Here is a 26184-nt window from a genome sequence, read left to right on the forward strand (position 1 = left end):
GGACGAAGAAAAAGCCGCATCGTTTCCGATGCGGCTTTTTTACGTCTGGCGCAGCGGGCTTAGTTTGCCGGCTTCTCGGCCAGATGGCGCTTGAAGTACGCTTCGATCAGGCCATACACGTGGCGCTGGCTGGTGCGGCCCGAGATGCCATGCTTGGCGCCCGGGTACGTCATCAGGTCAAACTGCACGTTGCGCTTGACCAGCTCGTCGATCAGCAGCGTCGTGTTCGAGAACAGTACATTGTCGTCGGCCATGCCGTGCACCAGCAGCAGTGGCGACTTCATGCCATCCAGGTGGGCGAACACACCGCTGCGCTTGTACGCTTCCGGATCGCCCTTCGGCGTCGCGCCCACGAACTGTTCGGTGTAATGGGTGTCATACAGCGACCAGTCGGTTACCGGCGCCACCGACACGCCCATCGCGATCTTGTCCGATGCGGCCGACAGCAGGCGCAGCGTCATGAAACCGCCATAGCTCCAGCCGAACACGCCAATGCGCTTCGGATCGACAAAGCTCTGCTTGGCCAGCCAGTCGATGCCGGTCACCTGGTCTTCGACTTCGTGCTTGCCCAGATTGTTGTACAGCACGTCGGTGAAGGCGCGCTCGCGGCGACCCGAGCCGCGGTTATCGAGGCGGAACACCACGAAACCCTGCTGCGCCATGTACTGGTCAAAGTAATTGCCCCAGGCGCGGGTTACGCGCTGCGAGTGCGGGCCGCCATAGGTGAACAGGAACACCGGATAGCGCTTGGTCGCATCGAAATTGGCCGGCTTGATGATCGAATAGTGCAGCGTCTGGCCATCGTTGGCCTTCATCGTGCCGTATTCGGTCGCCAGGTGATCGGCCAGGTGGCGCGTGTACGGGTGGTTGGCATTGAGCTCGTTCTTTTCGATCCACTCGACCATCGCACCATCGGCGCGGCGGATCGACACCTGCGGCGGCGTGCGCGGATTCGAATAGGTATCGACGAACAATTTGCCATTGCCGGCAAAGGCCGCGTCGTGCCAGCCGTCGCCCTGCGTGATGCGGGCCGGCTTGTCGGCGCTGCTGCCGTCCAGCGCCAGTGCATAGGTCTGCTTGTCGATCACGGCGTCGCGGTTCGACGACACATACACCTTGCCGGCGCCTTCATCGACCGCCAGCACATCGTCCACACCCCACGCACCGCGCGAAATCGGGTGCAGCAGCTTGCCGTCCAGATCGTACAGATACAGGTGGTTGTAGCCGCTGCGCTCCGAGGCCCAGATGAAGGCCTTGCGATTTTTCAGGAAGCGCAGGTCGTTGTGGATGCTGACCCAGGTCTTGGAGTTTTCCGAGAACAATGGTCGCTGCGCCAGTGAGCCGACATCGACGGCCACCAGGTCCAGGCGCTTCTGGTCGCGCGTCTGACGCTGGTACACGAGCGTTTTCGCATCGGCGCTGAAATCGGCGCGCACCAGATAGATGTCCTTGTCCGCACCCAGGTCGACCTTGCGCTGCACGCCCGTGGCCGGGTCGACCAGCATCAGGTCGATCAGCACGTTCGGATCGCCTGCGGCCGGGTAGTGCTGGTCGATCACCTCGGTGCGATCGGCAAAGATTTCGAAGCGGCGCACGACCGGCACCGGCGCTTCATCGTAGCGGCGGTAGGCAATGGCCGAATCGTCCGGCGCCCAGTAGTAGCCGGTGGTCTGGCTCATTTCTTCCTGCGCGATGAACTCGGCCGCGCCATTGTGCACGGTGCCCTTGCCATCGGTGGTCAGCTGGCGCTCGGCGCCGCTTTTCAGGTCGATCACGACCAGATTCTGGTTGCGCACGAACGAGACATAGCGGCCGCGCGGCGAGATCTTCGGATCGGTCACGCTGCCCGAGGCGACCTTGCGGGCGTTCTCTGGCTTGGCGGCATCGACGAGGTACAGGTCACCACCGACTGGCACCAGCAACTGCTTGCCGTCCGGCGACCAGAAATAATTCAGGATGCCGGACAGGCCGGCAGTGCGGGCGCGCTCGCGGCGTGCTTTTTCTTCGAGCGACAAGGTCTCGGTCGGCACCAGTTGCTTCGAATCCACCAGGCGCTGCGTGGCCTTGCTCTTGGTGTTGTATTCCCACAGGTCGAGACGGTACTGGTCGTCGGCGCGCGGGCGCAGGAAGGTCACGCGTTCACCGTCGGGCGAGACGCGCAGGTTGCGCACGCTGGCGCCGGCCAGCGAGGCATCGCCATAAATACGATCGAGGGTCAGACGTTCAGCCATGGCAGGAACGGCCGTGAGAGCAGCCAGAAGGACGAGGAGAGGGCGCATAGTTTCTCTGGTGGATGTTTAATTGACAGCAACCGCGAGACGATACCAGAGTCAGACAGCCAGCGCTGTAATGACATGTCATAAAAACTAGGACACCAACGCTTTCGCCACACCCTCACGGATACGCTGGCGCGCCAGCTTCTCGAATTGCCAGGTCAGCAGCACCGCCGCAACCGTCAACGCAAACACGAGGCCGATCCAGAAACCGGTGGCCTCCATCGGCGCGGCGGGCGTCCACGGGAACCATTGCGGCGCCAGGCCCAGCACGCAACCGAGTGGCAGCGACAAGCCCCAGAACGAGACCAGCTGGATCACCATCGGCGGGCGCGTCACCTGGTAGCCGCGGATGGCTGACGCGGTGGCCACCTGGGTCGCATCCGACAACTGGAACAGCGCCGCGAACAGCAGCAAATGCGCGGTCACCTGTTGCACGGCCGGATCCGACGTATAAGCTGCCGCGATTTCCCAGCGGAAGATGGCGATGAACAGCGCTGCCAGCGCGCCGAACGTCAGCGACACGCCCACGCCGACCCAGCCGACGAAGCGGGCCCGCACCGGGTCGCCTTCGCCCATCGCCTGGCCGACGCGGGTGAGCATGCCGATCGCAAAACTGAGCGGCAGCATGAACACGAGCGACGCAAAATTGAGCGCAATCTGGTGCGCCGAGACTTGCACGACGCCATAACGGGCCACCAGCAGGCTGATCAGGCCAAAAGCGCTGACCTCGGCAAAATAGGTCACGCCGATCGGCAGGCCCAGGCGCAGCATGCTGCCGATGGCCTTTGCATCCGGGCCTTCGAAGCGGTCAAACGGGTAGGTCATGCGATAGGCGGGCGAGCGCCGCACCCACCACAGCATCACGCCCAGCATCAGCCACATGCCGCTGGCAGTGGCAATCGCGCAGCCGACCGCGCCCAGGCGCGGAAAGCCCAGCTCGCCAAACACGAGCAACCAGCTCACCAGGGTGTTGTATAGCAGGCCCGCGATCGCGATCCACATGATCGGCTTGGTCTGGTTGATGCTGGTCGTGTATCCGTACAGCGCGCGGTAGACGCCAAACGCGGGCAAGCCGACGCTGATCACGTGCACGACCAGCGACGCGCGTTCAGCCACGTGCGCATCGAGCCCGACATGGTCGAACAGCAGCGTGCACAGGTTGGCAAACAGCATTGCGATGGTGCCGACCAACAGGCCTTTCCACATGGCCTGGCGTACCGAGTGGGGCACCTGGTCGTGCCGCGCGGCGCCTATTTCGTGCGCGACGACGGTATTAATCGCCATCATCGTGCCCATCACGGTCACCAGCACGATCGACCACACGGCCGTGCCGAGCGATACCGCCGCCAGCTCTTCGGCGCTGACGTGCCCGGTCATGGCGACATCGACCACGCCCATGCCGACGGTGGCCAACTGGCCCACCAGCACCGGCCACGACAGGCGCCACAGGGTAAGAATTTCGGTACGGATCGGTGTGGCGGAGGTGGTCATGATGCGGGCTCGGCTTGGGGAACCCATGATTTTACTGACTTATTGTCAAGACCGGGGAACGCGGCACTGCCCACGCACCACCGCCTGTCGTTAATCGGTGCGTAGTTACTGCGCCTGCGCAACGACCGGGTGCGCGATCTGATCGACCGTAGCGTGTCAGTCTGAGGAGAGCGCGATGAAAGAGCTGCTGCCGTATTACGAACGTGAGCTGGTGTACCTGAACACGGTCGGCCGCGAGTTCGCCCACCAGTATCCGCGCCTGGCCGCCGAGCTTGGCCTGGGGCCGGAAGGCAGCGAGGATCCGCACATCCGGCGCCTGATCCAGGCATCTGCGCTGCTCAATGCGCGCACCGCGAAAAAGCTCGACGACGATTATCCGGAGCTGACCGGAGCGCTGCTGGCCAGTCTGTATCCGCACTTCCTGCACGGCATCCCGAGCTGTTCGATCGTACATGTCGATGACCGTGACCGCCACGCGCACCCGGCTGCGCTCGGCCATGTGCACGTGGTGCCGCGCGGCACCGAGATGACATCGCTGGCTGCGCACGGCGCGCCGTGCCGGTTCCGCACCACGGCCAGCCTGGCGTTGGCGCCCGTGACGGTGGCCCGTGCCTGGTTCTTGCCGGTGGCGCATGTGCCGCCACGGCTCCGGCTGCCGGCCGGCGCCGGCGCGCGCATCAGCATCACGTTCGATAGCGCGATGCCGTGCCGGCGCTTGCCCGGTCTGGGCCTGACGCGCCTGCGGCTGCACGTCGCTGGCGATGCGCTGCTGACATCCGCCCTCATCGACAGCCTGTGCATGCACACGCTCGAGACCTGGGTCGAGACGGAAGGGCAGGACCGCTGGCGCCGCCTGGACCGCCCCGCCTTGTCGCTCGGCGGCCTCGAGGCTGACGAAGCCCTGGTGCCGGAGCCGGCGCATGCCCATCCCGCCTACCGTTTGCTGACCGAATACTTTGCTTTCCCCGACAAATTCCACTTCCTGGATGTCGACCTGGCCGCGCTGACGCCGATGTTTCCCGCCGGCGCGCGCCGCTTCACGCTGCACATGCTGCTGGCCGGCGTGCACGTCGATTCAGGCCTGGCCCGCGTCCTGCGCGCACTGTCGAACGAGCACTTGATCGCAGGCTGTGCGCCAGTCGTCAATCTGTTCCGGCAAGCCGCCGCGCCGGTGCGCATCACCCACCGTTCGGCGATGTACGACGTGTTGCCGAGCCGGCACCAAGACCATGTCGAGGTTGTCAGCATCGACGCGGTGCAGATGCTGACGACGCGCGACGGCAAGACGAGCATTGTTGCCTGTCGTCCCTGTTACGGCCTGCGCCATGGCGACGGCAGCGACAGCCAGCGCTACTGGTTTGCCGGTAGCGACGATGGCGGCGAGCGCCGGCAACGCATGAAGATCGGCTTCACCGACGATGACCGGGCGCTGGCCGGGTCCGACACAAGTATTGCCTCGCTCGACCTGACCTGCAGCAATGGCCCGGCGGCCTGCGCCGTGGGCATCGGCGCGCCGGGAGGCGATCTGGCCAGCGAAACAGCGACGGGCGGCGTGCCCATCCGCCTGTTGCGCAAGCCGTCGGCACCGCTGCAGTTCGGCAACCGCGATGGCACGGGCTGGCGCCTCGTGGCCCAGCTGGCACTGAATCACCGCTCGCTGGCCGAGCTGGACACGTTCCGCGACACGCTGGCGCTGTACGACCTGGCGCACTCGGGCAGTTCGCAGCGCCAGATCGCCGGCTTGCTTGCGTTGACCAGCTTGCCGGCCACGGCCTGGCTGCGCAACCGGCACGGCGCCACGCTCGTGCACGGCACCGAGGTGCGGCTGACGCTGGACGAAGAGGCGTTTGCCGGCAGCAGCCTGTTCGTCTTCGCGCAGGTGGTCAGCCGCTTTCTGGGGCTGTATGTTCACCTGAACAGTTTCACGCGGCTCGTGCTGCTCTCTGGCCAGAGCAGCAAGGAATTACTGCGCTGTGAACCGCGCAGTGGCAGCCTGACGCTGGTGTAGCCGGTGATTGCCGACCTGCTGGCGCAGCCGCAGCGCTACGAATTCTTCCAGGCGGTGCGGCTGCTGCTGCGCTGGCTGGGCCGGCAGGGAATCGGCCCCGAGCAGGCGCTTGGGAGTGTGATCCGCTTTCGCAACAGCGTCGGGTTGGGCTTTCCACCCAGCGAGATCGAGGCCATCGACCCCGTCACCGCGGGCATGCCGACGGTCGCTGTCACGCCCGCGATGATGGGGTTGCTTGGCATGATGGGCGCCTTGCCGCTGCACTACACGGAGCGGTTCGCTGCCTGGGAACTGACCCATCGCGACAGCGGTCCACGCACCTTTCTCGATCTGTTTTCCAGCCGTCAGGTAGCGTTGTTCTACCGCGCCTGGTGCAAGTACCGCGTGCGCGAACCGCTTGCGGCGGGCAGTGACCGTTTTCGGCCGCTGCTGCTGGCGCTGGCCGGCGTGGCGCCGGGGCGCCAGTGTGCGGGTAATGACGATCCCGTTGCACTGGCCCGATTCGCCGCGCCCTTGCGCAGCCGGGTGGTCAGCGCCGAGCTGATTGCGCGTGTGCTCAGGCACTATTTCGGTGTCGCAGTGAGCGTCGAGCAATTTACCGGGCGCTGGGACGTGCTCGCGCCGGGCCAGCGCACCAGGCTGGCGCACGGCAATTGCGAGCTGGGCGCTGGCGCCACGGCGGGGGCGCGGCTGCTACGGCCTGAGCTCGGCGTCCGCATCCGTCTGGGGCCGCTGAGTGCCGCAGAGTTCGCACACTTTTTGCCGGGGCGGGACGGCAGCCGTGCACTGGCGGCCTTGCTGGCGCGTTTTGCGATTGACATCCCGTATCGCGAACTGCAGGTCGTGCTGCGGCGCGAGGCGATTCACGGTGTCCGTCTCGGTGGTGTCACGCGGGTGGGGCTGGATGGCTTCCTGTGCACGCAGAGCGCATCACGCGATCGTGACGATATGTGCTACCTGCTCGAGTGACACGTACAATTCCTGATGGCATACGCGCGCCACACATGTGCCGGGCACCTTACAATCGATGTCAACGAATTAACAAACCATCGACCAGGAGGCACCATGCAACAAGCAGAAAACATGCAGCCGGCAGATCATCTTGAACCAGCCGCAACGCAATCCCTCGACGGGCGCCGTGTCGCCGTCCTGATGACCGACGGCGTCGAGCAAGTCGAATACACGAAACCACGCCAGTTTCTCGAAGCGCAGGGCGTGACGGTCGTGCTGGTCTCGCCAAAGAAAGTGGGGGAGCAGATCCAGGGCTTCAATCACTTGGAACCAGGCGACAAGTATGCGGTCGAACTGAACGTGGACGACGCCAACGCGGACGACTTCGATCTGCTGCTGCTGCCGGGCGGCGTGGCCAATCCCGACAATCTGCGTTCCAGCCCGGAATCGATTGCCTTCATCAAGGCATTTGGCGATGGCGACAAGCCAATCGCCGCCATCTGCCACGGGCCGTGGCCGCTGATCGACGCCGGTATCGCCGAGTCGAAGCACATGACCAGCTGGCCAACGCTGCAGATCGACCTGGTCAACGCCGGCGCCGAATGGACCGATGACGAAGTGGTCGTCGACGGCAAGCTGATCACGAGCCGCAAACCGGATGATATTCCGGCATTCAACGAAGCCATCATGAAGCAATTGATGGTGCTGCAAGAAGCCGGCACCGATCCGGGGCCGACCTCGTAATCAGTCAGTCTTTGCGGCAAGGGCGCGTCACTGCAGGTGTTCCCACAGCGTGACGCAACCGACCGCAATCAGTACCAGGCCGCCAAAGATCTCGGCGCGCTTGCCGGCCAGGGCGCCAATGCGGCGGCCTACCAGCATCCCCAGCGTCACCATCGTCAATGTCGCCAGGCCAATGGCCAGCGCCGGCCAGACGATATGGGTGGCTGTGAAGGCCAGGCTCACGCCCACGACCATGGCGTCGATGCTGGTGGCGAAGCCCGTCAATGCCAGCAGCCACAGCGGCCGGTTTGAATCTTCGGCATCTTCGGGCGGGGATAAGCCTTCGTGAATCATGCGCACGCCGAGTCCACACAGCAGGACGAAGGCCACCCAGTGATCCCAGCTCTCGACGTAGGAGGCGGCAATGCTGCCCAGCGCCCAGCCGACCAGCGGCGTCACACCCTCGATCACACCGAACAGCAGGCCCACCTTCAATGCATCCTTGAACCGTACATGATGGCGGCGCGCGCCCATGGCAATGGCGACGGCAAAGGCGTCGGTAGACATGGCGAAGGCGAGGATGAGGATGGCGACGAGAGACATGACAGCTTTCCGATCGGGCACGACAAAAGGCATGTCGCGTGGCCCGAACGTCACGTAAACATGCCAATGGTCTTGCCAACCGAAAGGCTTTCGCACCATGACGTTGAGCGTCAAGTATGTTGATGCGAGAACTTCTGAAGCGAAGCAGGCTACTCCCCAAGGGCGGCGCTATGGTAACTCAGCAGTAGCTAATCGGCAAGGCGTGTGGCGGGCACCCCGTCGGTACATCCGGGCGTCAGGCAAGGGCGGCGCGGCGCCTTGGCGCCAGTGTGAGCGCACGTCCGAGCGGCAATTCGACGCCGTGATGGAACAGTGCGCCGGCGATCATGCTGGCAATCCAGGCCAAGATCACGCCGGCAGTTTGCACGAGCACGTCCTGAGGCGCAAAGCGAGTGAATGCCGCATTGATGACGAGGCACACAGGGAAATGCACCAGGAATATGGAGAACGAGATGTTCCCGGCGCTGCTGACGACGCGCCATTGCCCGGGTGCAGTCGACGCGGCCTGCATGCGGCCGAACGCGACCAGGACACACGCGACGAGCAGCGCAAGTGCAATGCGGCTGCGAAAGTCGACCGTCAGCGCGAGCAGCGCCGGCACGGTCATCATCAGCAGCAGAATCGCGACCGAGCGCGGCCGGCGCGCAGGATCGCTCGCCCACCAGGCCAGCGCGCCTAGGCCATAACTGCCGAGAAAGTAGGGCGCCCAGACGTCCCAGTCGGTATCCAGGTTGAAGTACAGCAGCGAGGCGCCGGTGGCAATGGCCGTCATGGCCGGGATTACATATGCCGGCATGGGGCGTGCCGATGCGCGGCTGCAAGCCCACAGCAGGATGCTGAACATGGCATACAGCTGCAAATCGATGGCGACGTACCAGGCGCCGGCCGAGAGTGCGTCGTAGGCGAGTACGTCGTGCAGCAGGAATGCGTGTGCGAGCAATTGTCCTGCACTGGGCGGTGCGGAGATGGCGTCGTGTGTCATCCACAAGCCTGCGAGCCACGAGGCAGCGACGGCTAGCAGGATCGCCACGAAGAATGGTGGGGCTAGCTTGGTGTAGCGGCGCAGGATGGTTTTCCATGGATTTGCCGGGCCGGAGAGCGCATGGGGTGACAATGACTTTGCGGCGAGGAAGCCGCCGATGACGAGGAAGACCTGGACGGCGATGCGGGCGTCCTGGGCGAGCCAGTCGATCAGGTCAGGGAGTGCCTCGCGGGTGTAGTCGGCCATGGGGCCGTAGAAGGCCAGATGGTGCAGGACGATCAGCTGGGCGGAGATGGCTTTGAGCAGGTTGATCGTGGCGTATTCTGCGGGGCGATGTGGCAGGGTTATCGGGGCGGACTTCATGTGCATTCTGGATGATGGTGCTTGGTGCGTCTGCATTGCTGGTGATTTCGACGCGCCTGTGGGGGCGCTATCATAGCTGAACTTGCTAGAAAAACATCGGGAGGTGGCTGGCGTGCGCGGGGTGGTGCCTGGTTTTTTGGTGGTTTGCTTTGGGTGACATCGCACTCCGATCGAAGTCGGGTGCGTTTTAGCAGAGGCGAAGGGCAAGAAATCGCGGAGCGATTTCCCTCTGGTCAGGCGAATCGGAGAGCCTTGCGCTTGCAAGCGCAAGGCAGATTTCCGGCGGGGAGCGGTGCTCCCCGAATTCCCGGAAATCCCCCGCGTCCGCAAGCACTCTACAGACAGTTCTACATACTTAGCACTATCATTTAATTTAGCCCGTACAGCGCGGATGTGCACGCTTTGGACAGGCGAGTTACCTTAAATTTCGGAAACAACCAAGTAACCCGGCTGAGTCCTAGCCTCTGTAAATGACTCTACTAGTCTTGCGACTCACCCCAGAGGCGAGGTGTTGTAGAGCTAGCAGCAATTAAGCTGCTTGTGCGTACGAGTTATCGTTTGCAGTTATTGATTTCTGGATGTATTTACGAGGTAACCAGTCCTCGGTATGCCCTGCGCTGCTTTGCAACCCACGTCGAAACCAGGTCGCCCCCAGTGTCGAGAAGTTTCATTGTACTCCATGAGCTACTGAAGTACAGTCGTTTTCACGAATTGTGCCTGAAAGTCACTTATGGTGAAATACCTTCAATGCATGGAAGAATTGCAATACCCTGTTAGTGTCGATAGTGCAACTACCAGGATCTGTAAATGACATGCATCGTTTGTGGCGGTTCTCAGATGGCGGGACTAACGGGCTGGCACGCAACGTGTCGCGCATGCAAGTATGAAAGCGCCGCGTTGACGCTGGCGATCAACGTGCCCAGTACGGTGGCCATGGATGAAGCACAGCGCGAGGTGGCCCTGAAGGCGTTGCGCGTCCAGAATTTCAACACCATTGTAGGTTATGCCAGGCAGCATGTTTCAGCCAGCAAGCCCCGCCTGCTCGATGTGGGCAGCGCGCACGGCTGGTTTCTCGAAGCGGCGCGCAGTCAGTTCGATGTGCTGGGTGTCGAGCCTGATGCCGAGGTGGGTGGGCGGGCAGCGGCGCGTGGTTTGCCGGTGCGCTCGGGTTATTTCCCGGATGTCGTGGGCCACGATGAGCGCTTCGATGCGATCGTCTTCAACGATGTGATCGAGCATATCCCCGATATCCACAGCGCGCTGGCCGCGTGCCACACGCATCTGAATGATGGCGGCATTCTGATCCTGAACCTGCCCAGTAGCCGCGGCTTTTTCTACCGGGTGTCCAAGGTACTGGCGCGGGTCGGTTGGCGCGGACCGTTCGAGCGCATGTGGCAGAAGGATATGCCGTCACCGCATGTCCATTATTTTGACCCGCGCAATCTGCGCGAACTGGTGCTCAAACAAGGGTTCACGATGGTGAAAACGGCCGAGTTGCCCGCACTGCGGGCGGAGGGTCTGATGGAACGGCTGCGCTACGTGGGCAAGGCCGCACCGGTGTCGCTGTATCTGCAATACGCCGTGATTCGCTGCGCTATTCCGGTTTTGAGCATTTTCCCGAGCGACATCATCGTCAGTATCTTCAAGAAAAAAGCCGCAAGCTGATCAGCTTGCGGCCAGGGGGAGGCGTGCGGTTGTTGCGTGCTTAACGGTTGCGGTTGGCAATCTCGTTGCCCAGCATGCCGCCGCCGATCACACCGGCCACGGTGGCCAGTTTCTTGCCATTGCCGCCGCCAATCTGGTTACCGATCAGGCCACCGATGACGGCGCCGGTGCCGATGCCGACATAGTTCGGTTGTGCTGGCGCTGGTTCTGCGTAGCGCCGCTGTTCATAATGCACCTGCTTCGGCGCTGCATGCACCACACGGGTTTTCTCGACCACGCGCACCACCGGCTTTTCCTTGATGATCACGGTTGGCTGCTGCTGCTGTGCCACCGGCTGGGCATAGGCCAGCTGGTTGGCGGGCACCATTGCCGGGACCATGGCTGGGACCAGTTGCTGCTGGTTCGCCGCGACCGGCACCAGCTGGCCGTTCTGGACCATGTAGCCGTTTGGCACCTGGAGGCCAGGCTGCTGCATGCCGGGTTGCTGCAGATTGTATGGCGACGTTGCGGCGAGCGGCATTGGCTCAGGCGCGCTCTTGGACGATGGCAGCAGACCCGTGATCGCTGCGGCACCGGTCAGGCTGACGATGATGACCGACGCTGCTGCGGCTGCCATCATCGGGTGAATGCGGTTGGTCGTGTTTTCCATGATCTGCTCCAGTAAGTTATTGCTTGTTCGTATGGATGTAGATTACTGGCGAGGCCGCTTCCAAGCTAGACGGATCCCTGTATCAATCGTAAAGAGATGTAAGCCGTCATCCCTGACAGGCACAAACAAAAATGGCGCCCGGAAGAGGGCGCCATTAAGGCAAGAGATCGGCGCGAACCGGTCGAGCGGCGCGATCAGGCCGCCCGATCCGCGTGCGATGTGCTGTCGGCAGCATCCTGCAATGCAGCCAGCAATTGATCCGGCGTGTCGAACAGATAGTCGGCGCCCCAGGTCGACGGCGCAATCGCGCCGCAATATCCCCATGCGCACGCCACCGTGATCATGCCTGCGGCCTTGCCGGCCTCGATATCGCGCAGGTCGTCACCAACATACCAGCACTGTTCTGGTGCAACGCCGAGGCGGCGAGCCCCTTCGAGCACGGGCGCCGGGTGCGGCTTGGCGAACGCCGTCGTGTCACCGGAAACGATGCAGCCGGCGTGCGCCAGCGCGATCTGCGGGACCAGCGGGTCGGTAAAGCGTGACGGTTTGTTGGTGACGATGCCCCATGCCATGCCGGCTTGTTCGATGCCGGTGAGCAGTTCGTTGATGCCGTCGAACAGCGTCGTATGGGTCGACATCGCCGTCTGGTAGCGGTCGAACCAGGCCAGGCGCAGCTCTTCGTAGCCGTCGTCGCCGGGCGCCAGACCAAAAGCGGCGCCAATCATGCCGCGCGCACCGGCCGAGGCCGTGGGGCGCAGCACTTCATAGGGCGTTTCGGCCAGGCCGCGCTCGGTACGCAGCCAGTTGACGGCCGCAGCCAGGTCGGGCGCGGTGTCGGCCAGCGTGCCATCGAGGTCGAACAGGACGGCGCGCGGCGCCGGAATCGAAGCAGGGAAGGTCATCGGATCACAGGGGTTTGGTGCACGCCACCATGTAGTTCACACTGGTGTCGCTGTTGAGCGAATAGATCTTGGTCAGCGGGTTGTAGGTCAGGCCTTTGAGGCCATCGACCTGCAGGCCGGCCTGGCGCACGAATTGCGACAGCTCGGCCGGCGTGATGAACTTGCCGTAGTCGTGCGTGCCGCGCGGCAGCATGCGCAGGATGTATTCAGCGCCGATCACGGCAAACAGGTACGACTTCGGATTGCGGTTAAGCGTCGAGAAGAACAGGTGGCCGCCCGGTTTCACCAGGGCTGCTGCGGCGCGCACGATCGAGGCCGGGTCGGGCACGTGCTCCAGCATTTCCATGCAGGTGACCACGTCGAACTGGCTCGGTTCGGCCAGGGCCATGTCTTCGGCAGCGATGTGCTTGTAACGCACCTCGACGCCCGATTCCAGGCTGTGCAGGTCAGCGACCTTCAGCGCTTTTTCGGACAGGTCGATGCCGGTCACTTTGGCGCCTTTTTTCGCCATCGACTCGGACAGCACGCCGCCGCCGCAACCGATGTCGATCACGTTCTTGCCGGCGAGCGGCACGCGCGCGTTGATCCATTCCAGGCGCAGGGGATTGATTTCGTGCAGCGGACGGAATTCCGAGGTCGGATCCCACCAGCGGTGGGCCAGTTCGCTGAACTTCTGAATTTCTGATGGGTCTGAATTTGTCGTCGTCATAGCTCGGAATAATAACGGAAATGGTGCAACAGAATAGCGCGCATGAAAAAACCCCGCCGTGGCGGGGTTTTTGAGGGGCCGCTGAGGGCCCGGTGCAGCTGGATTACTTGGCGGCGCCGCGGGTGCCGACCACTTCGATTTCCACGCGGCGATTCTGTGCGCGGCCTTCGGCAGTGGCGTTGTCGGCCTTAGGCTGGCTCTCGCCTTTGCCTTCGGTGTAGATGCGGGTTTCTTCGATGCCCTTGCCCTTCAGGTAAGCCTTGACAGCTTCTGCGCGGCGGATCGACAGTTTCTGGTTGTAGGCATCGGTACCGACCGAGTCAGTGTGACCGACAGCGATGATGACTTCCAGGTTCATGTCGCCCAGCTTGCCGCTCAACTCGTCCAACGATGCCTTGCCGGCTGGCTTCAGGATGGCCTTGTCGAAATCGAAGAACGCGTCGGCCGAGTAGCTGACTTTTTCCGAGGTTGGCACTGGTGCTGCTTCTGGCACCGGGGCAGGCGCAGGTGGTGGTGCGACTGGCTCTGGTGGCGCGACGCACTTGCCGTTTTCAAGCTTTTCTGGCTCGACGCACAGTGGCGCGTCGCAACCCGGGACTGCATCAGCCGGGGTCCAGTAGCCGGTACGCCAGCACAGACCGAAAGGATTGCGTGCGATCACGCCGCGGCTGTCCTGCACATACGCGCTGTAAGGAGTGCGCGCTTGCAGGTCAGTGGTCAGCGGCGCGTAAGGTGGAGCGCTTTGGGCAGAAGCGACGCCCGCGATAGCGGCCGTTGCTGCGAACAGAACAGTGATCATTTTTTTCATATTCTTTTCCTTTCGGTAAATTCCGTGTCGATTCAGACAGTCTCCATGTGGTGATAATAAAATAACATGTTAGCTGCTCTGTCCGTTTCGTATTGTGAAACAAGCAATTGACTTCCTGGCCATTCTGCCACACGCACCAAAATCGTACGACTGCACCCAAATCAAACAGCGAGCATTTGTTGCTTGACGTTGTTTAAGCGCAACATTTATGCAAGCATGCGTCCCTGGTGACGACAATACTGGAACTTTTGGGAATGCCCGGCGCGATTTTCCTTGAGAAAAAGGCATGGCCCGGAATTGAGCAACTGGCATGTCGCGCGTGGTAGAATCGCCCGCTGTAACTTATAACTTTCGCCTGAAAGCAGTCGACACGCCAATGGATCAATTCGCAAAAGAAACAGTCCCGATTTCCCTCGAAGAAGAGATGCGCAAGAGCTACCTCGATTACGCGATGAGCGTGATCGTGGGCCGCGCACTGCCGGACGTCCGGGACGGCCTGAAGCCGGTGCACCGCCGCGTCCTGTACGCGATGCACGAAATGAACAACGTGTGGAACCGGCCTTACCTGAAGTGCGCGCGCGTCGTCGGCGACACGATGGGCAAGTTCCACCCGCACGGCGACTCGTCGATCTACGACACGCTCGTGCGCATGGCGCAAGACTTCTCGCTGCGCTACACGCTGGTCGATGGCCAGGGCAACTTCGGTTCCATCGACGGCGACAGCGCCGCGGCGATGCGTTACACCGAGTGCCGCCTGGACAAGATTGCCGGCGAAATCCTGGCCGACATCGACAAGGACACGGTCGACTTCCAGCCGAACTACGACGGCAAAGAGAAAGAGCCGACCGTCCTGCCAACCCGCATCCCGAACCTGTTGATCAATGGTTCGTCGGGCATTGCGGTCGGCATGGCCACCAATATTCCGCCGCATAACCTGTCCGAAGTGATTGCCGGCGCGATGCACGTGCTGCACAACCCGGACTGCACCATTGACGAGCTGATCGAGCTGATCCCGGCGCCGGACTTCCCGACCGCCGGCATCATCTATGGCGTCTCGGGCGTGCGCGACGGTTATCGCACCGGCCGTGGCCGCGTCGTGATGCGCGCCAAGACCCACTTCGAAGAAGTCGGCCGCGACGGCACCCGCACGGCAATCATCATCGATGAGCTGCCGTACCAGGTGAACAAGAAATCGCTGCTCGAGCGCATCGCCGAAAACGTGCGCGACAAGAAGCTTGAGGGCATTTCCGACATCCGCGACGAGTCCGACAAGTCGGGCATGCGCGTCGTGATCGAGCTCAAGCGCGGCGAAGTTCCCGAAGTCGTGCTGAACAACCTGTACAAGCAGACTCAGCTGCAAGACACGTTCGGCATGAATATGGTGGCGCTGGTCAATGGCCAGCCGAAACTGCTGAATCTCAAGCAGATGCTCGAGTGCTTCCTGTCGCACCGCCGCGAAGTCGTCACGCGCCGTACCGTGTTCGAACTGCGCAAGGCGCGCGACCGCGGCCACATGCTCGAAGGCCTGGCTGTCGCGCTGGCCAATATCGATGATTTCATCGCGATCATCAAGGCGGCGCCATCACCACCGGTCGCCAAGGTCGAGCTGATGCAGCAAGCCTGGGATTCGTCCCTCGTGCGCGAAATGCTCAACCGCACCGAAACCGGCGCGGCCGGCGGCATCGAAGCCTTCCGTCCCGAGCACCTGCCAAAGCATTACGGCATGCAGCCAGACGGCCTGTACAAGCTGTCGGACGAGCAGGCGCAAGAGATTCTGCAGATGCGTCTGCAGCGCCTGACGGGCCTGGAGCAGGACAAGATCGTCAATGAGTACAAGGAAGTGATGACCCACATCGCCGACCTGCTCGACATCCTGTCCAAGCCCGAGCGCGTCACCACGATCATCGTCGACGAAATGACGGCGATCAAATCCGAGTACGCCGACAACGGCAAGGATGCACGCCGTTCGGCCATCGAGCACAATGCCAGCGACCTCGAAACCGAAGACCTGATCACGCCGCAGGACATGGTCGTGACGCTGTCGCACTCGGGCTACATGAAGTCGCAGCCGGTGTCCGAATACCGCGCGCAAAAGCGCGGTGGCCGTGGCAAGCAGGCGATGGCAACGAAAGAAGACGACTGGATCGACCAGCTCTTCATCGCCAACACGCACGACTACATCCTGTGCTTCAGCAATCGTGGCCGCATGTACTGGCTCAAGGTCTGGGAAGTGCCGCAAGGCTCGCGCAACTCGCGCGGCAAGCCGATCGTCAACATGTTCCCGCTGCAGGACAACGAAAAGATCACCGTCGTGCTGCCGCTGCAGGGCGAGAACCGCACCTTCCCTGAAGACCATTACGTCTTCATGTCCACCTCGCTGGGCACGGTCAAGAAGACGCCGCTGCGCGACTTCTCCAATCCACGCAAGGCCGGCATCATCGCGGTCGACCTGGATGAGGGCGATGTGCTGGTTGGCGCGGCGCTCACCGACGGCAAGCACGACGTGATGCTGTTCTCCGACGCCGGCAAGGCCGTGCGCTTCGACGAGAACGACGTGCGCCCGATGGGCCGTACGGCGCGCGGCGTGCGCGGCATGAACCTCGAAGAAGGCCAGGAAGTCATCGCGCTCCTGGTGGCCGAGAACGAGCAGCAAACCGTCTTGACCGCCACCGAGAACGGCTTCGGCAAGCGTACCCCGATCACGGAGTACACCCGCCATGGCCGCGGCACGAAGGGCATGATCGCGATCCAGACGTCCGAGCGTAACGGCAAGGTGGTGGCCGCGACCCTGGTCGAGCCAAGCGACGAGATCATGCTGATCACGACGGGCGGTGTGCTGATCCGCACCCGCGTGGCTGAAATCCGCGAGATGGGCCGCGCAACGCAAGGCGTGACCCTCATCGCCGTGGAAGACGGCACCAAGCTGTCGGGCCTGCAGCGCATCGTCGAAACCGATCTCGAAGAAGTCGAGTTCGAGCCGGCGCCGGAGTAATATCGTACCAGGCAGGGGCGTGCTGTCGTCCCTGTCGCTGCTACCTCGAATGGCCGGCCCGGCAGGCCGGCCATTGTCCCAAGTCGCCGGGCTCTGCCACCCGCATGGACTCCTGATGAAACACCTTCTTCGTTCCCTGACCATTGTTGCCGCTGTCGCTGCTGCGCCGTCGTTTGCCGTGGCGCAGACTGCGCCGGCCCCGGTGGCCACGGGCACTGCCGTCAGCCCGCAAGCCAACGCCGCCGTCAAGGAACTGCTCGACGCGATGGACGTGCGCAAGATGATGGCCGCGTCGTTCGCCGAAATGGAAAAGGCGCTGCCGCAGATGATGCGCGCGCAGATGACAGCCGTGATCAACGCCGATCCGGGCGCCGATGCCGAGAAAAAGAAGGCCGCACTGGCCAAGGTCGAGCAGGTCTTGCCCGTAGCGTCGCAAGCCATCAACCGCCTGTTCAAGGATCCGGCGCTGATCGATGAAATGCTGGTCGAAATCGCGCCGCTGTACACCAGGAACTACACGGTCGCCGAACTGAAGGAACTCACCGCGTTCTACCGCACGCCGCTAGGCCGCAAGATGATGGCCCTGAGCCCGCGCCTGTCCGCCGAAAGCATGGCGATCGGCCAGCGCATCGTCGCGCCGCGCCTGAATGGCGTGATGCAGGAAGTCATGCAGAGCGCGCAAGGCAAATAACCCTCCACGAAAGGACCGCATGACCCAGATCTTCAATTTCTCGGCCGGCCCCGCCGTACTGCCGAAAGCCGTGCTCCAACAGGCCGCGCACGACATGCTCGACTGGCATGGCAGCGGCATGTCGGTGATGGAGATGAGCCATCGTGGTCCCGAATTTTCCAGTATCCACCGCCAGGCGATGATTGATCTGCGCGAGCTGCTGAACGTGCCGGCCAATTACAGGATCCTGTTCCAGCAGGGCGGGGGGCTTGGGCAGAACGCCATCGTGCCGCTCAACCTGGCCGGGCGCCGGCCCGATCCGGTGATCGACTTCGTTCACACCGGTACCTGGTCGGGCAAGTCCAGCAAGGAAGCAGCGCGCTTTGCGCGCGTGAACATCGCGGCATCGAGCGAACCAGAGCACTTCACCCGCGTGCCGGCGCGCGACACCTGGCGCCTGAGCGACAACGCATCGTATCTGCACATCTGCACCAACGAAACGATCGACGGCGTCGAATACCCTGATGCGCCCGACGTGCCGGCCGATCTGCCGATCGTGGCCGACATGTCGTCGCACATCCTGTCGCGCCAGATCGACATTTCTAAATATGGCGTGATCTTCGCCGGCGCGCAAAAGAACATCGGCCCGGCGGGCCTGACGCTCGTGATCGTGCGGGATGACCTGCTCGACTTTGCCTCGCCCCAGTGCCCGTCGGCCTTCCACTGGAAGACCTGCGCCGAGCACGATTCGCTGTACAACACGCCGCCCACCTATGCGATCTATATCGCGGGCCTGGTGTTCGCATGGCTCAAGCAGCGCGGCGGCGTGGCGGCGATGGAAGCAATCAATATCGAAAAAGCGCGCCTGCTGTATGCCGCGCTCGACGCCGATGATTTCTACGCCAACCGCGTGGATCCGGCCTACCGTTCGCGCATGAACATTCCGTTCTATCTGCGCGACGAATCACTGAACGAGCAATTCCTGGCCGGCGCGAAAGCGCGCGGGCTGTTGCAACTGAAGGGCCACAAGTCCGTCGGCGGCATGCGGGCATCCATCTACAACGCGATGCCAATCGAGGGCGTACAGGCCCTCGTCGATTATTTGAACACGTTTGCAGGACGGTAAGCCGTCGCGGTTGAGCACGACGTAGGGTGGGCGGGTATCCCGTCCACGCGTCCAATGCGCCGCTGATGCGTCCGAACGCAAACAACATCGACCAACCAGCATAACGATGACAGACAAACTCACCCCCCTGCGCGAACGCATCGATGCGATCGACGCACAAATCCTCCAGCTGTTGAGCGAGCGCGGCCAGGTCGCACAGGCCGTCGGCCACGTGAAGGCCGAAACCAACGCCCCGGTGTTTCGCCCGGAACGCGAAGCACAGGTGCTGCGCGGCGTGGCCGAGCGCAATCCCGGCCCGCTCAAAAACAGCGACGTCCAGACCATCTTCCGCGAGATCATGTCGTCCTGCCGCGCCCTTGAAAAGCGCGTCACGGTCGCGTTTCTCGGCCCCACCGGCACCTTCAGCGAGCAGGCGGTGTTCCAGCAGTTCGGCACGGCCATCGATGCGCTGCCGTGCGTGTCGATCGATGAGGTGTTTCGCGCGACCGAGGCCGGTACCGCCGACTTTGGCGTGGTCCCGGTCGAGAATTCGTCCGAGGGCGCCATCAACCGCACCCTGGACCTGCTGCTGGCAACGACCACGATCATCAGCGGCGAAGTCTCGATCGCGGTCCACCACAGCCTGATGACCAAGACCGGCACGATGGATGGCGTAACCGTCGTCTGCGCGCATTCGCAGGCGCTGGCACAATGCCAGGTGTGGCTGAACCAGCATTACCCGAACATCGAGCGCCGCGCGGTCGCGTCGAACGCCGAGGCGGCCGTGCTGGCCAGCAAGGATCCGACGGTCGCCGCGATCGCCAGCGAGATGGCGGGCGAGCAGTATCGCCTGGGCGTCGTGCAGGCCCACATCCAGGACGACCCGCACAACCGCACGCGCTTCGTCGTGATCGGCCAGTTGCAGACCGGCCCGTCGGGCAAGGACCGCACCGGCATCGTGCTGGCCGTGCCGAACAAGGCCGGCGCCGTCTACAACCTGCTCGCGCCTCTTGAAAAGCACGGCGTGTCGATGACGCGTTTCGAATCGCGCCCGGCGCGCATCGGCACTTGGGAGTATTACTTCTATGTCGACATCGAGGGCCATGTGCACGACGCCGCCGTTGCGCGCGCGCTCGAAGAACTCAAGGACAACGCCGCCTTCTTCAAGGTGCTGGGGTCGTACCCGCAAAGCCTTTAAACGATTACAAGAGAGATTTTCATGTCGACATTTGGTCCAGAATACGTCCGCGCCATCGCCCCTTACCAGGCCGGCAAACCGATCGCCGAAGTGGCCCGCGAATATGGTCTCGACGAAGCGAACATCGTCAAGCTGGCCTCGAACGAAAACCCGTTCGGCATCCCGGCGTCGAGCCGCGCCGCGATGCTCGAAGCAGCAGCAGACCTGGGTCGCTACCCGGACGCCAACGGCTTCGAGCTGAAAACCGCGCTGGCCAAACGCTACGACGTGCCGCTCGACTGGATCACGCTCGGCAACGGCAGCAACGACATCCTCGAGATCGCAGCCCACGCCTTCGTGCAAAAAGGCGAAGCGGTCGTGTATTCGCAGTATTCGTTCGCCGTGTATGCGCTGGCCACGCAAGGCGTCGGTGGCCGCGCGATCGTGGTGCCGGCCGTCGACTACGGTCACGACCTCGATGCGATGGCGGCTGCCATCGATGCCGATACGCGCCTCGTGTATGTCGCCAACCCGAACAACCCGACCGGTACCTTCATTCCGGCTGCGCAGATCGAAGCGTTCCTGCAAAAAGTGCCGGCGCACGTGATCGTCGTGCTGGACGAAGCGTACAACGAGTACCTGGCGCCGGAAGACCAGTTCGAGTCGAGCGCCTGGGTGCGCACCTACCCGAACCTGATCGTGTCGCGCACGTTCTCGAAGGCCTATGGCCTGGCCGGCCTGCGCGTGGGCTTTGCCATCGCGCAGCCCGCCGTCACGGACCTGATGAACCGCATCCGCCAGCCGTTCAACGTCAACTCGCTGGCGCAGGCCGCTGCAGTGGCGGCGCTGAACGACACGCCGTTCCTGGAGCAGGGCGCGCGCAACAACGCCGATGGCTATCGCCAGATGATCGCTGCCTTTGAGGAGCTGGGGCTCGAGTACGTGCCGTCGTTCGGCAACTTCGTGCTGGTACGGGTCGGCGACGACGATGGCGCCGGTGCGCGCGTGAACGTGGCGCTGCTCAAGCAGGGCGTGATCGTGCGCCCGGTGGGCAACTACGGTCTGCCGCAGTGGCTGCGCATCTCGATCGGCCTGCCGCAGGAGAACGCGGCCTTCATCGAGGCATTGAAGAAGGCGCTCGGCTGAATGCTGGACAAGATCGTTATCGTCGGCGTCGGCCTGATTGGCGGTTCGTTCGCGCTGGCGCTCAAACGCGCCGGGCAGGTGAGGGAAGTGGTCGGCATCGGCCGCCATCCCGAGGCACTGGCCCGGGCGCTGGCCCTTGGCATCATCGACCGGGTCTGTGACGACTACGCCGATGCGTTGAACGACGCCGATCTGGTCATGCTGGCCGCGCCGGTGGCGCAGACGGGGCCGATCCTGGCCGCGCTGTTGCCGCACCTGGCGCCCGGCACGGTCGTCACCGACGCTGGCAGCACCAAGTGCGACGTGGTTGCGGCAGCCCGCGCGGTACTCGGCGAGCGCGTGCACCAGTTCGTGCCCGGCCACCCGATCGCGGGCAGCGAAGCGAACGGCCCCGATGCCGCACTGGCCGGCCTGTACCAGGGCAAGAAGGCCGTGCTCACGCCGCTGCCCGAGAACGCACCAGGCGACGTTGAACGAGTCGCTGCCACCTGGCGCGCCTGTGGCGCCGTGATCCACCAACTGACGCCCGAGGACCATGACCGCGTGTTTGCCGCCGTCAGCCATCTGCCGCATCTGCTGGCTTACGCGCTGGTGGACGATCTCGCCGGCAAGCCGCACGCCGACATGCTGTTCCAGTACGCCGCCAGCGGCTTTCGCGACTTCACGCGCATCGCCGGTTCGTCGCCCGAAATGTGGCGCGACATCAGCCTGGCCAACCAGGCTGCGCTGCTGACCGAGCTGGATGCCTATCTGGCACAATTGACGGCGATGCGGGCCTTGCTCGCCGCCGGCGACGGGGCCGGATTGCACGATATTTATGCGAACGCGCAGCGCGCCCGCCACGAGTGGCAGATCGCCATCGAAGCTGGCTCGGGTCGCGCGCCAATTCAGGAAAACACATGACGCAGCAAAAACACTATCCGCAGCATATCGACCTCGAACCCGTGCTGCACGCGGCGGGTACGGTGCGGCTGCCGGGCTCCAAGAGCATCTCGAACCGCACGCTGCTGCTGGCCGCGCTGGCCGAGGGCACGACCACCATTCACGACATGCTCGCGTCGGACGACACGATGGTCATGCTGGGCGCGCTGCGCTCGCTGGGCATCCGCTGGGATGAAGTCGACGAGCGCACGGTCATCGTGCATGGCAACGGCGGCGTGCTGCCCGAGTCTGCGGCCGATCTGTTCATGGGCAATGCCGGCACCGCGATCCGGCCGCTGACGGCGGCGCTGGCCGTGATCGGCGGCGACTACACGCTGCATGGCGTCTCGCGCATGCACGAGCGCCCGATCGGCGACCTGGTCGATGCACTGAACGCCGTCGGCGCGCAGATCGAGTACACGGGGGAGCAGGGCTTTCCGCCGCTGCGCATCCGCCGCGGCCATATCACGGCCAACCGCATGGCGGTGCGCGGCAATGTGTCGAGCCAGTTCCTGACCGCGCTCTTGATGGCTGCGCCGCTGATGGCAACCACGCATCCGGTCTCGATCGATGTCGTGGGCGAGCTGATTTCCAAGCCGTACATCGAGATCACGCTGAACCTGATGCGCCGCTTCGGCGTCGAGGTCGAGCAGAATGGCTGGGCCTCGTTCACCGTGCAGCCGGGCCAGCGCTATCAAAGCCCGGGCACGATCCACGTCGAAGGCGATGCGTCGTCGGCGTCGTACTTCCTGGCCGCCGGCGCGATCGCGGGCGGGCCGGTGCGCGTTGAAGGCGTCGGTGAACACAGCATCCAGGGCGACGTGCGCTTTGCCGATGCGCTTGAACGCATGGGCGCCATCGTCACGCGCGGCGAGAACTGGATCGAGGTGCAATCGAATGGCGTGCTGAAAGCCATCGACGCGGACTTCAACCACATCCCGGATGCAGCGATGACGATCGCGGTGGCCGCGCTGTACGCCGACGGCCCGAGCACGCTGCGCAATATCGCCAGCTGGCGCGTGAAGGAAACCGATCGCCTGAGCGCGATGGCGACCGAACTGCGCAAGGTGGGCGCCGAGGTGGAGGAGGGGCCGGACTACATCCGCATCACGCCGCCAGACGAACTCAAGCCCGCCACGATCGATACCTACGACGACCACCGGATGGCGATGTGCTTCTCGCTCGCGTCGCTGGACGGCAAGGTGCGGCGCGGCAACGCCATGCGGATCAACGATCCGAAGTGCGTCGCCAAGACCTTCCCTGACTACTTCGAAGCGTTTGCGGGCATTGCGCGCAACGAGCTGTTTTAACTGACCCGCCCCGAGCCCATGCCCAATTCCAACGTACCAGTCATCACCATCGACGGCCCGACCGCTTCCGGCAAGGGCACCGTGGCCAGCCGCATCGCCGACCGCCTGGGCTTTCACCTGCTTGATTCAGGCGCGCTGTATCGCCTGACGGCGCTGCAGGCGCTGCGCGGCGCGCTGCCGCTGTCGGACGAAGCTGGCATTGCCCGACTCGCCCAGCAGCTGCCGGCGCGCTTCCGGGATGACGTGATCTACCTGGCGGATGAGGATGTAAGCCACGCGATCCGCGCAGAAGAGGTGGGCAACATGGCGTCGAAGATCGCCGCCTTGCCGGGCGTGCGCCAGGCGCTGTTTGACCTGCAACTGGGCTTTCGCCAGGCGCCGGGACTGGTGGCCGACGGGCGCGATATGGGCACGGTGATCTTTCCCACCGCCAAGCTCAAGGTGTTCCTCACCGCAAGTGCTGAGGCGCGCGCGCAACGCCGGTATAAGCAATTGATTGACAAAGGCTTTTCTGCTAATATGAACGACCTGCTGGCGGATTTACGGGCTAGAGACGAACGCGACACCGGTCGCGCAGTCGCTCCCCTGGTCGCAGCAGCTGATGCGCATATCCTGGATACCTCTGCGATGGGGGTCGACCAGGCGGTCGAGCAAGTCCTGACCTGGTATGCGCAGAAATAAGACTTTGAATGACGTGGTGGCGGTGGTGTCAACCGGTTGCAGTCCGAACCGTTAGGCAGCAGCGCCTGAACGTCATTCCCGCGCAGGCGGGAATCCCGGTTCGATGCGTCACCATTGGCTTGAGTCATCGCCATGGTGGTTTGCAAGTAAATCTGGATCCCCACCTGGGTGGGGACGGTGGTCTTCTGGTTGGCATCTTCGTTGTTGAGGGTGGCAGTCGTAGACCTTGTCCTTTGGTGCCTGCGACAGCATATTGGCCATCGCAAGCGTGTTTTAACCTAACCCAGTTCAGTCCGCATTATCGTCGGCCTGCTGGCTCACATGAAATAACCAACTTTTTTATGTCTACTGCAACTACCCAAGATACTGGTATGGAAAGCTTTGCCGCCCTCTTCGAGGAATCGCTGTCGCGTCAAGACATGCGTTCGGGCGAAGTCATTTCGGCTGAAGTCGTGCGTCTGGATCACAACTTCGTGATCGTCAACGCAGGCCTGAAGTCGGAAGCGTTCATTCCAATCGAAGAATTCAAGAATGACCAGGGCGAACTGGAAGTCGCAGTAGGCGACTTCGTTTCCGTGGCCATCGAGTCGCTGGAAAACGGCTTTGGCGATACCATCCTGTCGCGCGACAAGGCCAAGCGTCTGGCTTCGTGGCTGGCGCTGGAAAAAGCCATGGAATCGGGCGAGATCGTCACCGGTACCGTCAATGGCAAAGTCAAGGGCGGCCTGACCGTTCTGACCAACGGCATTCGCGCGTTCCTGCCGGGTTCGCTGGTTGACACCCGTCCAGTCAAGGACACGACCCCATTCGAAGGCAAGACCCTCGAATTCAAGGTCATCAAGCTGGACCGCAAGCGTAACAACGTCGTGCTGTCGCGCCGCGCTGTCATCGAAGCATCGATGGGCGAAGAGCGTCAGAAGCTGATGGAAACGCTGAAAGAAGGTACCGTGGTTACCGGTATCGTCAAGAACATCACCGACTATGGCGCATTCGTCGACCTGGGCGGCATCGATGGTCTGCTGCACATCACCGATCTGGCATGGCGTCGTGTGCGTCACCCATCCGAAGTCCTGTCGGTTGGCCAAGAGATCACCGCCAAGGTCCTCAAGTACGATCAAGAGAAGAACCGCGTCTCGCTGGGCGTCAAGCAGCTGGGCGACGATCCATGGACCGGTCTGTCGCGTCGTTACCCACAAAGCACCCGCCTGTTCGGTAAAGTCACGAACCTCACCGACTACGGCGCGTTCGTCGAAGTCGAGCAGGGTATCGAAGGTCTGGTCCACGTGTCCGAAATGGACTGGACCAACAAGAACGTGGCACCAAACAAAGTTGTCCAGCTGGGCGACGAAGTGGAAGTCATGGTTCTGGAGATCGACGAAGAGCGCCGCCGTATTTCGCTGGGCATGAAGCAGTGCAAAGCAAATCCATGGGACGACTTCGGCATGACCCACAAGAAGGGCGATAAGGTCAAGGGTTCGATCAAGTCGATCACCGACTTCGGCGTGTTCATCGGCCTGCCAGGCAACATCGATGGTCTGGTGCACCTGTCGGACCTGTCGTGGACCGAAGCCGGCGAAGAAGCTGTGCGTCGCTTCAAGAAAGGCGACGAACTGGAAGCCGTGGTTCTGGCCATCGACGTCGAGCGCGAGCGTGTTTCGCTGGGCGTGAAGCAACTCGAAGGCGACCCGTTCAACACCTACTCGTCGATGAACGACAAGGGTTCGCTGGTCACCGGCACCGTGAAATCGGTTGAGCCAAAAGGCGCCGTGATCTCGCTGAGCGAAGAAGTCGAAGGCTACCTGCGCGCTTCGGAAATCTCGCGTGACCGCGTTGAAGATGCTGGCACCCACCTGAAAGTCGGCGACAGCGTCGAAGCTCTGGTGATCAACATCGATCGCAAAGCTCGCAGCATTCAGCTGTCGATCAAGGCGAAAGACAATGTCGATACGCAAGAAGCCATGAGCAAGCTGTCGAACGACAACAGCGCTGCTTCGGGCACGACCAGCCTGGGCGCACTGCTCAAGGCCAAGTTCGATAACAAGAACTAATCAG

21 protein-coding genes, 1 other RNA gene and 1 riboswitch are annotated in these 26184 nt (G+C 62.9%); of the genes, 13 read left to right on the plus strand and 9 right to left on the minus strand.

Annotated features, from left to right (window positions below; all coding sequences use genetic code 11):
• Positions 1-59 precede the first annotated feature (59 nt).
• The gene (locus AC56LH_RS03380; RefSeq protein ID WP_499644047.1) at positions 60-2279 is read right to left on the minus strand and encodes a S9 family peptidase; all 2220 of its coding nucleotides are present in this window, start codon (positions 2277-2279) and stop codon (positions 60-62) included.
• A gap of 87 nt (positions 2280-2366) precedes the next feature.
• Entirely contained in the window at positions 2367-3767 is a 1401-nt protein-coding gene (locus tag AC56LH_RS03385) for an MATE family efflux transporter (RefSeq protein WP_499644049.1), read from the minus strand.
• Positions 3768-3942: 175 nt separating this feature from the next.
• On the opposite strand from AC56LH_RS03385, the gene tssF reads away from it, so the two are divergent.
• The 3 genes from tssF (at position 3943) to AC56LH_RS03400 (ending at position 7470) form a co-directional block, all read left to right on the plus strand.
• Positions 3943-5775 carry a type VI secretion system baseplate subunit TssF gene (gene tssF, locus AC56LH_RS03390; RefSeq protein WP_499644051.1) on the plus strand — a complete coding sequence of 611 codons (1833 nt, stop codon included), beginning with the start codon at positions 3943-3945 and terminating at the stop codon, positions 5773-5775.
• A 3-nt stretch (positions 5776-5778) separates the two neighbouring features.
• Positions 5779-6744 (plus strand): type VI secretion system baseplate subunit TssG, encoded by a 966-nt coding sequence (gene tssG, locus AC56LH_RS03395; protein ID WP_499644053.1) that lies wholly within the window; start codon positions 5779-5781, stop codon positions 6742-6744.
• 96 nt (positions 6745-6840) lie between these two features.
• Positions 6841-7470: a type 1 glutamine amidotransferase domain-containing protein gene (locus AC56LH_RS03400; protein WP_499644055.1), complete on the plus strand. Its 630-nt coding sequence runs from the start codon at positions 6841-6843 to the stop codon at positions 7468-7470.
• Positions 7471-7497: 27 nt separating this feature from the next.
• On the opposite strand, the gene AC56LH_RS03405 is transcribed toward AC56LH_RS03400, so the two are convergent.
• The 3 genes from AC56LH_RS03405 to ssrA all read right to left on the minus strand — a co-directional run bounded on the left by AC56LH_RS03405 (position 7498) and on the right by ssrA (position 10050).
• Positions 7498-8052, minus strand: coding sequence for a manganese efflux pump MntP (locus AC56LH_RS03405; protein WP_332530724.1), 555 nt, complete (start codon positions 8050-8052; stop codon positions 7498-7500).
• A riboswitch (yybP-ykoY riboswitch) is annotated at positions 8053-8226 on the minus strand. It abuts the gene before it with no gap.
• A gap of 61 nt (positions 8227-8287) precedes the next feature.
• Positions 8288-9397, minus strand: coding sequence for an acyltransferase family protein (locus AC56LH_RS03410; RefSeq protein WP_499644057.1), 1110 nt, complete (start codon positions 9395-9397; stop codon positions 8288-8290).
• A 319-nt stretch (positions 9398-9716) separates the two neighbouring features.
• Positions 9717-10050: a transfer-messenger RNA gene (ssrA, locus tag AC56LH_RS03415) on the minus strand.
• A gap of 244 nt (positions 10051-10294) precedes the next feature.
• Here ssrA and AC56LH_RS03420 point away from each other — a divergent pair.
• On the plus strand, positions 10295-11062 hold the full coding sequence (locus AC56LH_RS03420) for a class I SAM-dependent methyltransferase (RefSeq protein WP_499644059.1): 768 nt from the start codon (positions 10295-10297) through the stop codon (positions 11060-11062).
• A 40-nt stretch (positions 11063-11102) separates the two neighbouring features.
• Here the strand turns inward: AC56LH_RS03420 and AC56LH_RS03425 are convergent, their stop codons facing one another.
• From AC56LH_RS03425 to ompA, 4 genes are all read right to left on the minus strand, one after another.
• Positions 11103-11711 (minus strand): glycine zipper 2TM domain-containing protein, encoded by a 609-nt coding sequence (locus AC56LH_RS03425; protein WP_499644061.1) that lies wholly within the window; start codon positions 11709-11711, stop codon positions 11103-11105.
• 194 nt (positions 11712-11905) lie between these two features.
• Entirely contained in the window at positions 11906-12613 is a 708-nt protein-coding gene (locus tag AC56LH_RS03430) for an HAD family hydrolase (RefSeq protein WP_499644063.1), read from the minus strand.
• 4 nt (positions 12614-12617) lie between these two features.
• Positions 12618-13322 carry a bifunctional 2-polyprenyl-6-hydroxyphenol methylase/3-demethylubiquinol 3-O-methyltransferase UbiG gene (gene ubiG, locus AC56LH_RS03435; protein WP_499644065.1) on the minus strand — a complete coding sequence of 235 codons (705 nt, stop codon included), beginning with the start codon at positions 13320-13322 and terminating at the stop codon, positions 12618-12620.
• Positions 13323-13425: 103 nt separating this feature from the next.
• Complete coding sequence (ompA, locus tag AC56LH_RS03440) at positions 13426-14130, minus strand: outer membrane protein OmpA (RefSeq protein WP_499644067.1); 705 nt, start codon at positions 14128-14130, stop codon at positions 13426-13428.
• A 376-nt stretch (positions 14131-14506) separates the two neighbouring features.
• Between ompA and gyrA the strand changes: the two genes are divergently transcribed.
• The 9 genes from gyrA to rpsA all read left to right on the plus strand — a co-directional run bounded on the left by gyrA (position 14507) and on the right by rpsA (position 26180).
• Positions 14507-17122: a DNA gyrase subunit A gene (gyrA, locus tag AC56LH_RS03445; RefSeq protein WP_499644068.1), complete on the plus strand. Its 2616-nt coding sequence runs from the start codon at positions 14507-14509 to the stop codon at positions 17120-17122.
• Positions 17123-17237: 115 nt separating this feature from the next.
• Entirely contained in the window at positions 17238-17813 is a 576-nt protein-coding gene (locus AC56LH_RS03450) for a DUF2059 domain-containing protein (RefSeq protein WP_499644069.1), read from the plus strand.
• Positions 17814-17832: 19 nt separating this feature from the next.
• Positions 17833-18918: a 3-phosphoserine/phosphohydroxythreonine transaminase gene (serC, locus tag AC56LH_RS03455; protein ID WP_499644070.1), complete on the plus strand. Its 1086-nt coding sequence runs from the start codon at positions 17833-17835 to the stop codon at positions 18916-18918.
• A 106-nt stretch (positions 18919-19024) separates the two neighbouring features.
• On the plus strand, positions 19025-20095 hold the full coding sequence (gene pheA, locus AC56LH_RS03460; RefSeq protein WP_499644072.1) for a prephenate dehydratase: 1071 nt from the start codon (positions 19025-19027) through the stop codon (positions 20093-20095).
• Between the two features lie 21 nt (positions 20096-20116).
• Entirely contained in the window at positions 20117-21220 is a 1104-nt protein-coding gene (hisC, locus tag AC56LH_RS03465; protein ID WP_499644074.1) for a histidinol-phosphate transaminase, read from the plus strand.
• Positions 21221-22123, plus strand: a complete 903-nt coding sequence (locus AC56LH_RS03470) for a prephenate dehydrogenase (RefSeq protein WP_499644076.1) — start codon at positions 21221-21223, stop codon at positions 22121-22123.
• Complete coding sequence (gene aroA / locus AC56LH_RS03475) at positions 22120-23451, plus strand: 3-phosphoshikimate 1-carboxyvinyltransferase (RefSeq protein WP_499644078.1); 1332 nt, start codon at positions 22120-22122, stop codon at positions 23449-23451. Before AC56LH_RS03470 ends, aroA begins: the two co-directional genes overlap by 4 nt.
• An 18-nt stretch (positions 23452-23469) precedes the next feature.
• Complete coding sequence (gene cmk / locus AC56LH_RS03480) at positions 23470-24132, plus strand: (d)CMP kinase (RefSeq protein WP_499644080.1); 663 nt, start codon at positions 23470-23472, stop codon at positions 24130-24132.
• Between the two features lie 341 nt (positions 24133-24473).
• Positions 24474-26180 (plus strand): 30S ribosomal protein S1, encoded by a 1707-nt coding sequence (gene rpsA, locus AC56LH_RS03485; RefSeq protein ID WP_343024300.1) that lies wholly within the window; start codon positions 24474-24476, stop codon positions 26178-26180.
• Positions 26181-26184 lie beyond the last annotated feature (4 nt).

The sequence above is a fragment of the Telluria sp. LT1R51-2 genome (assembly GCF_059685775.1).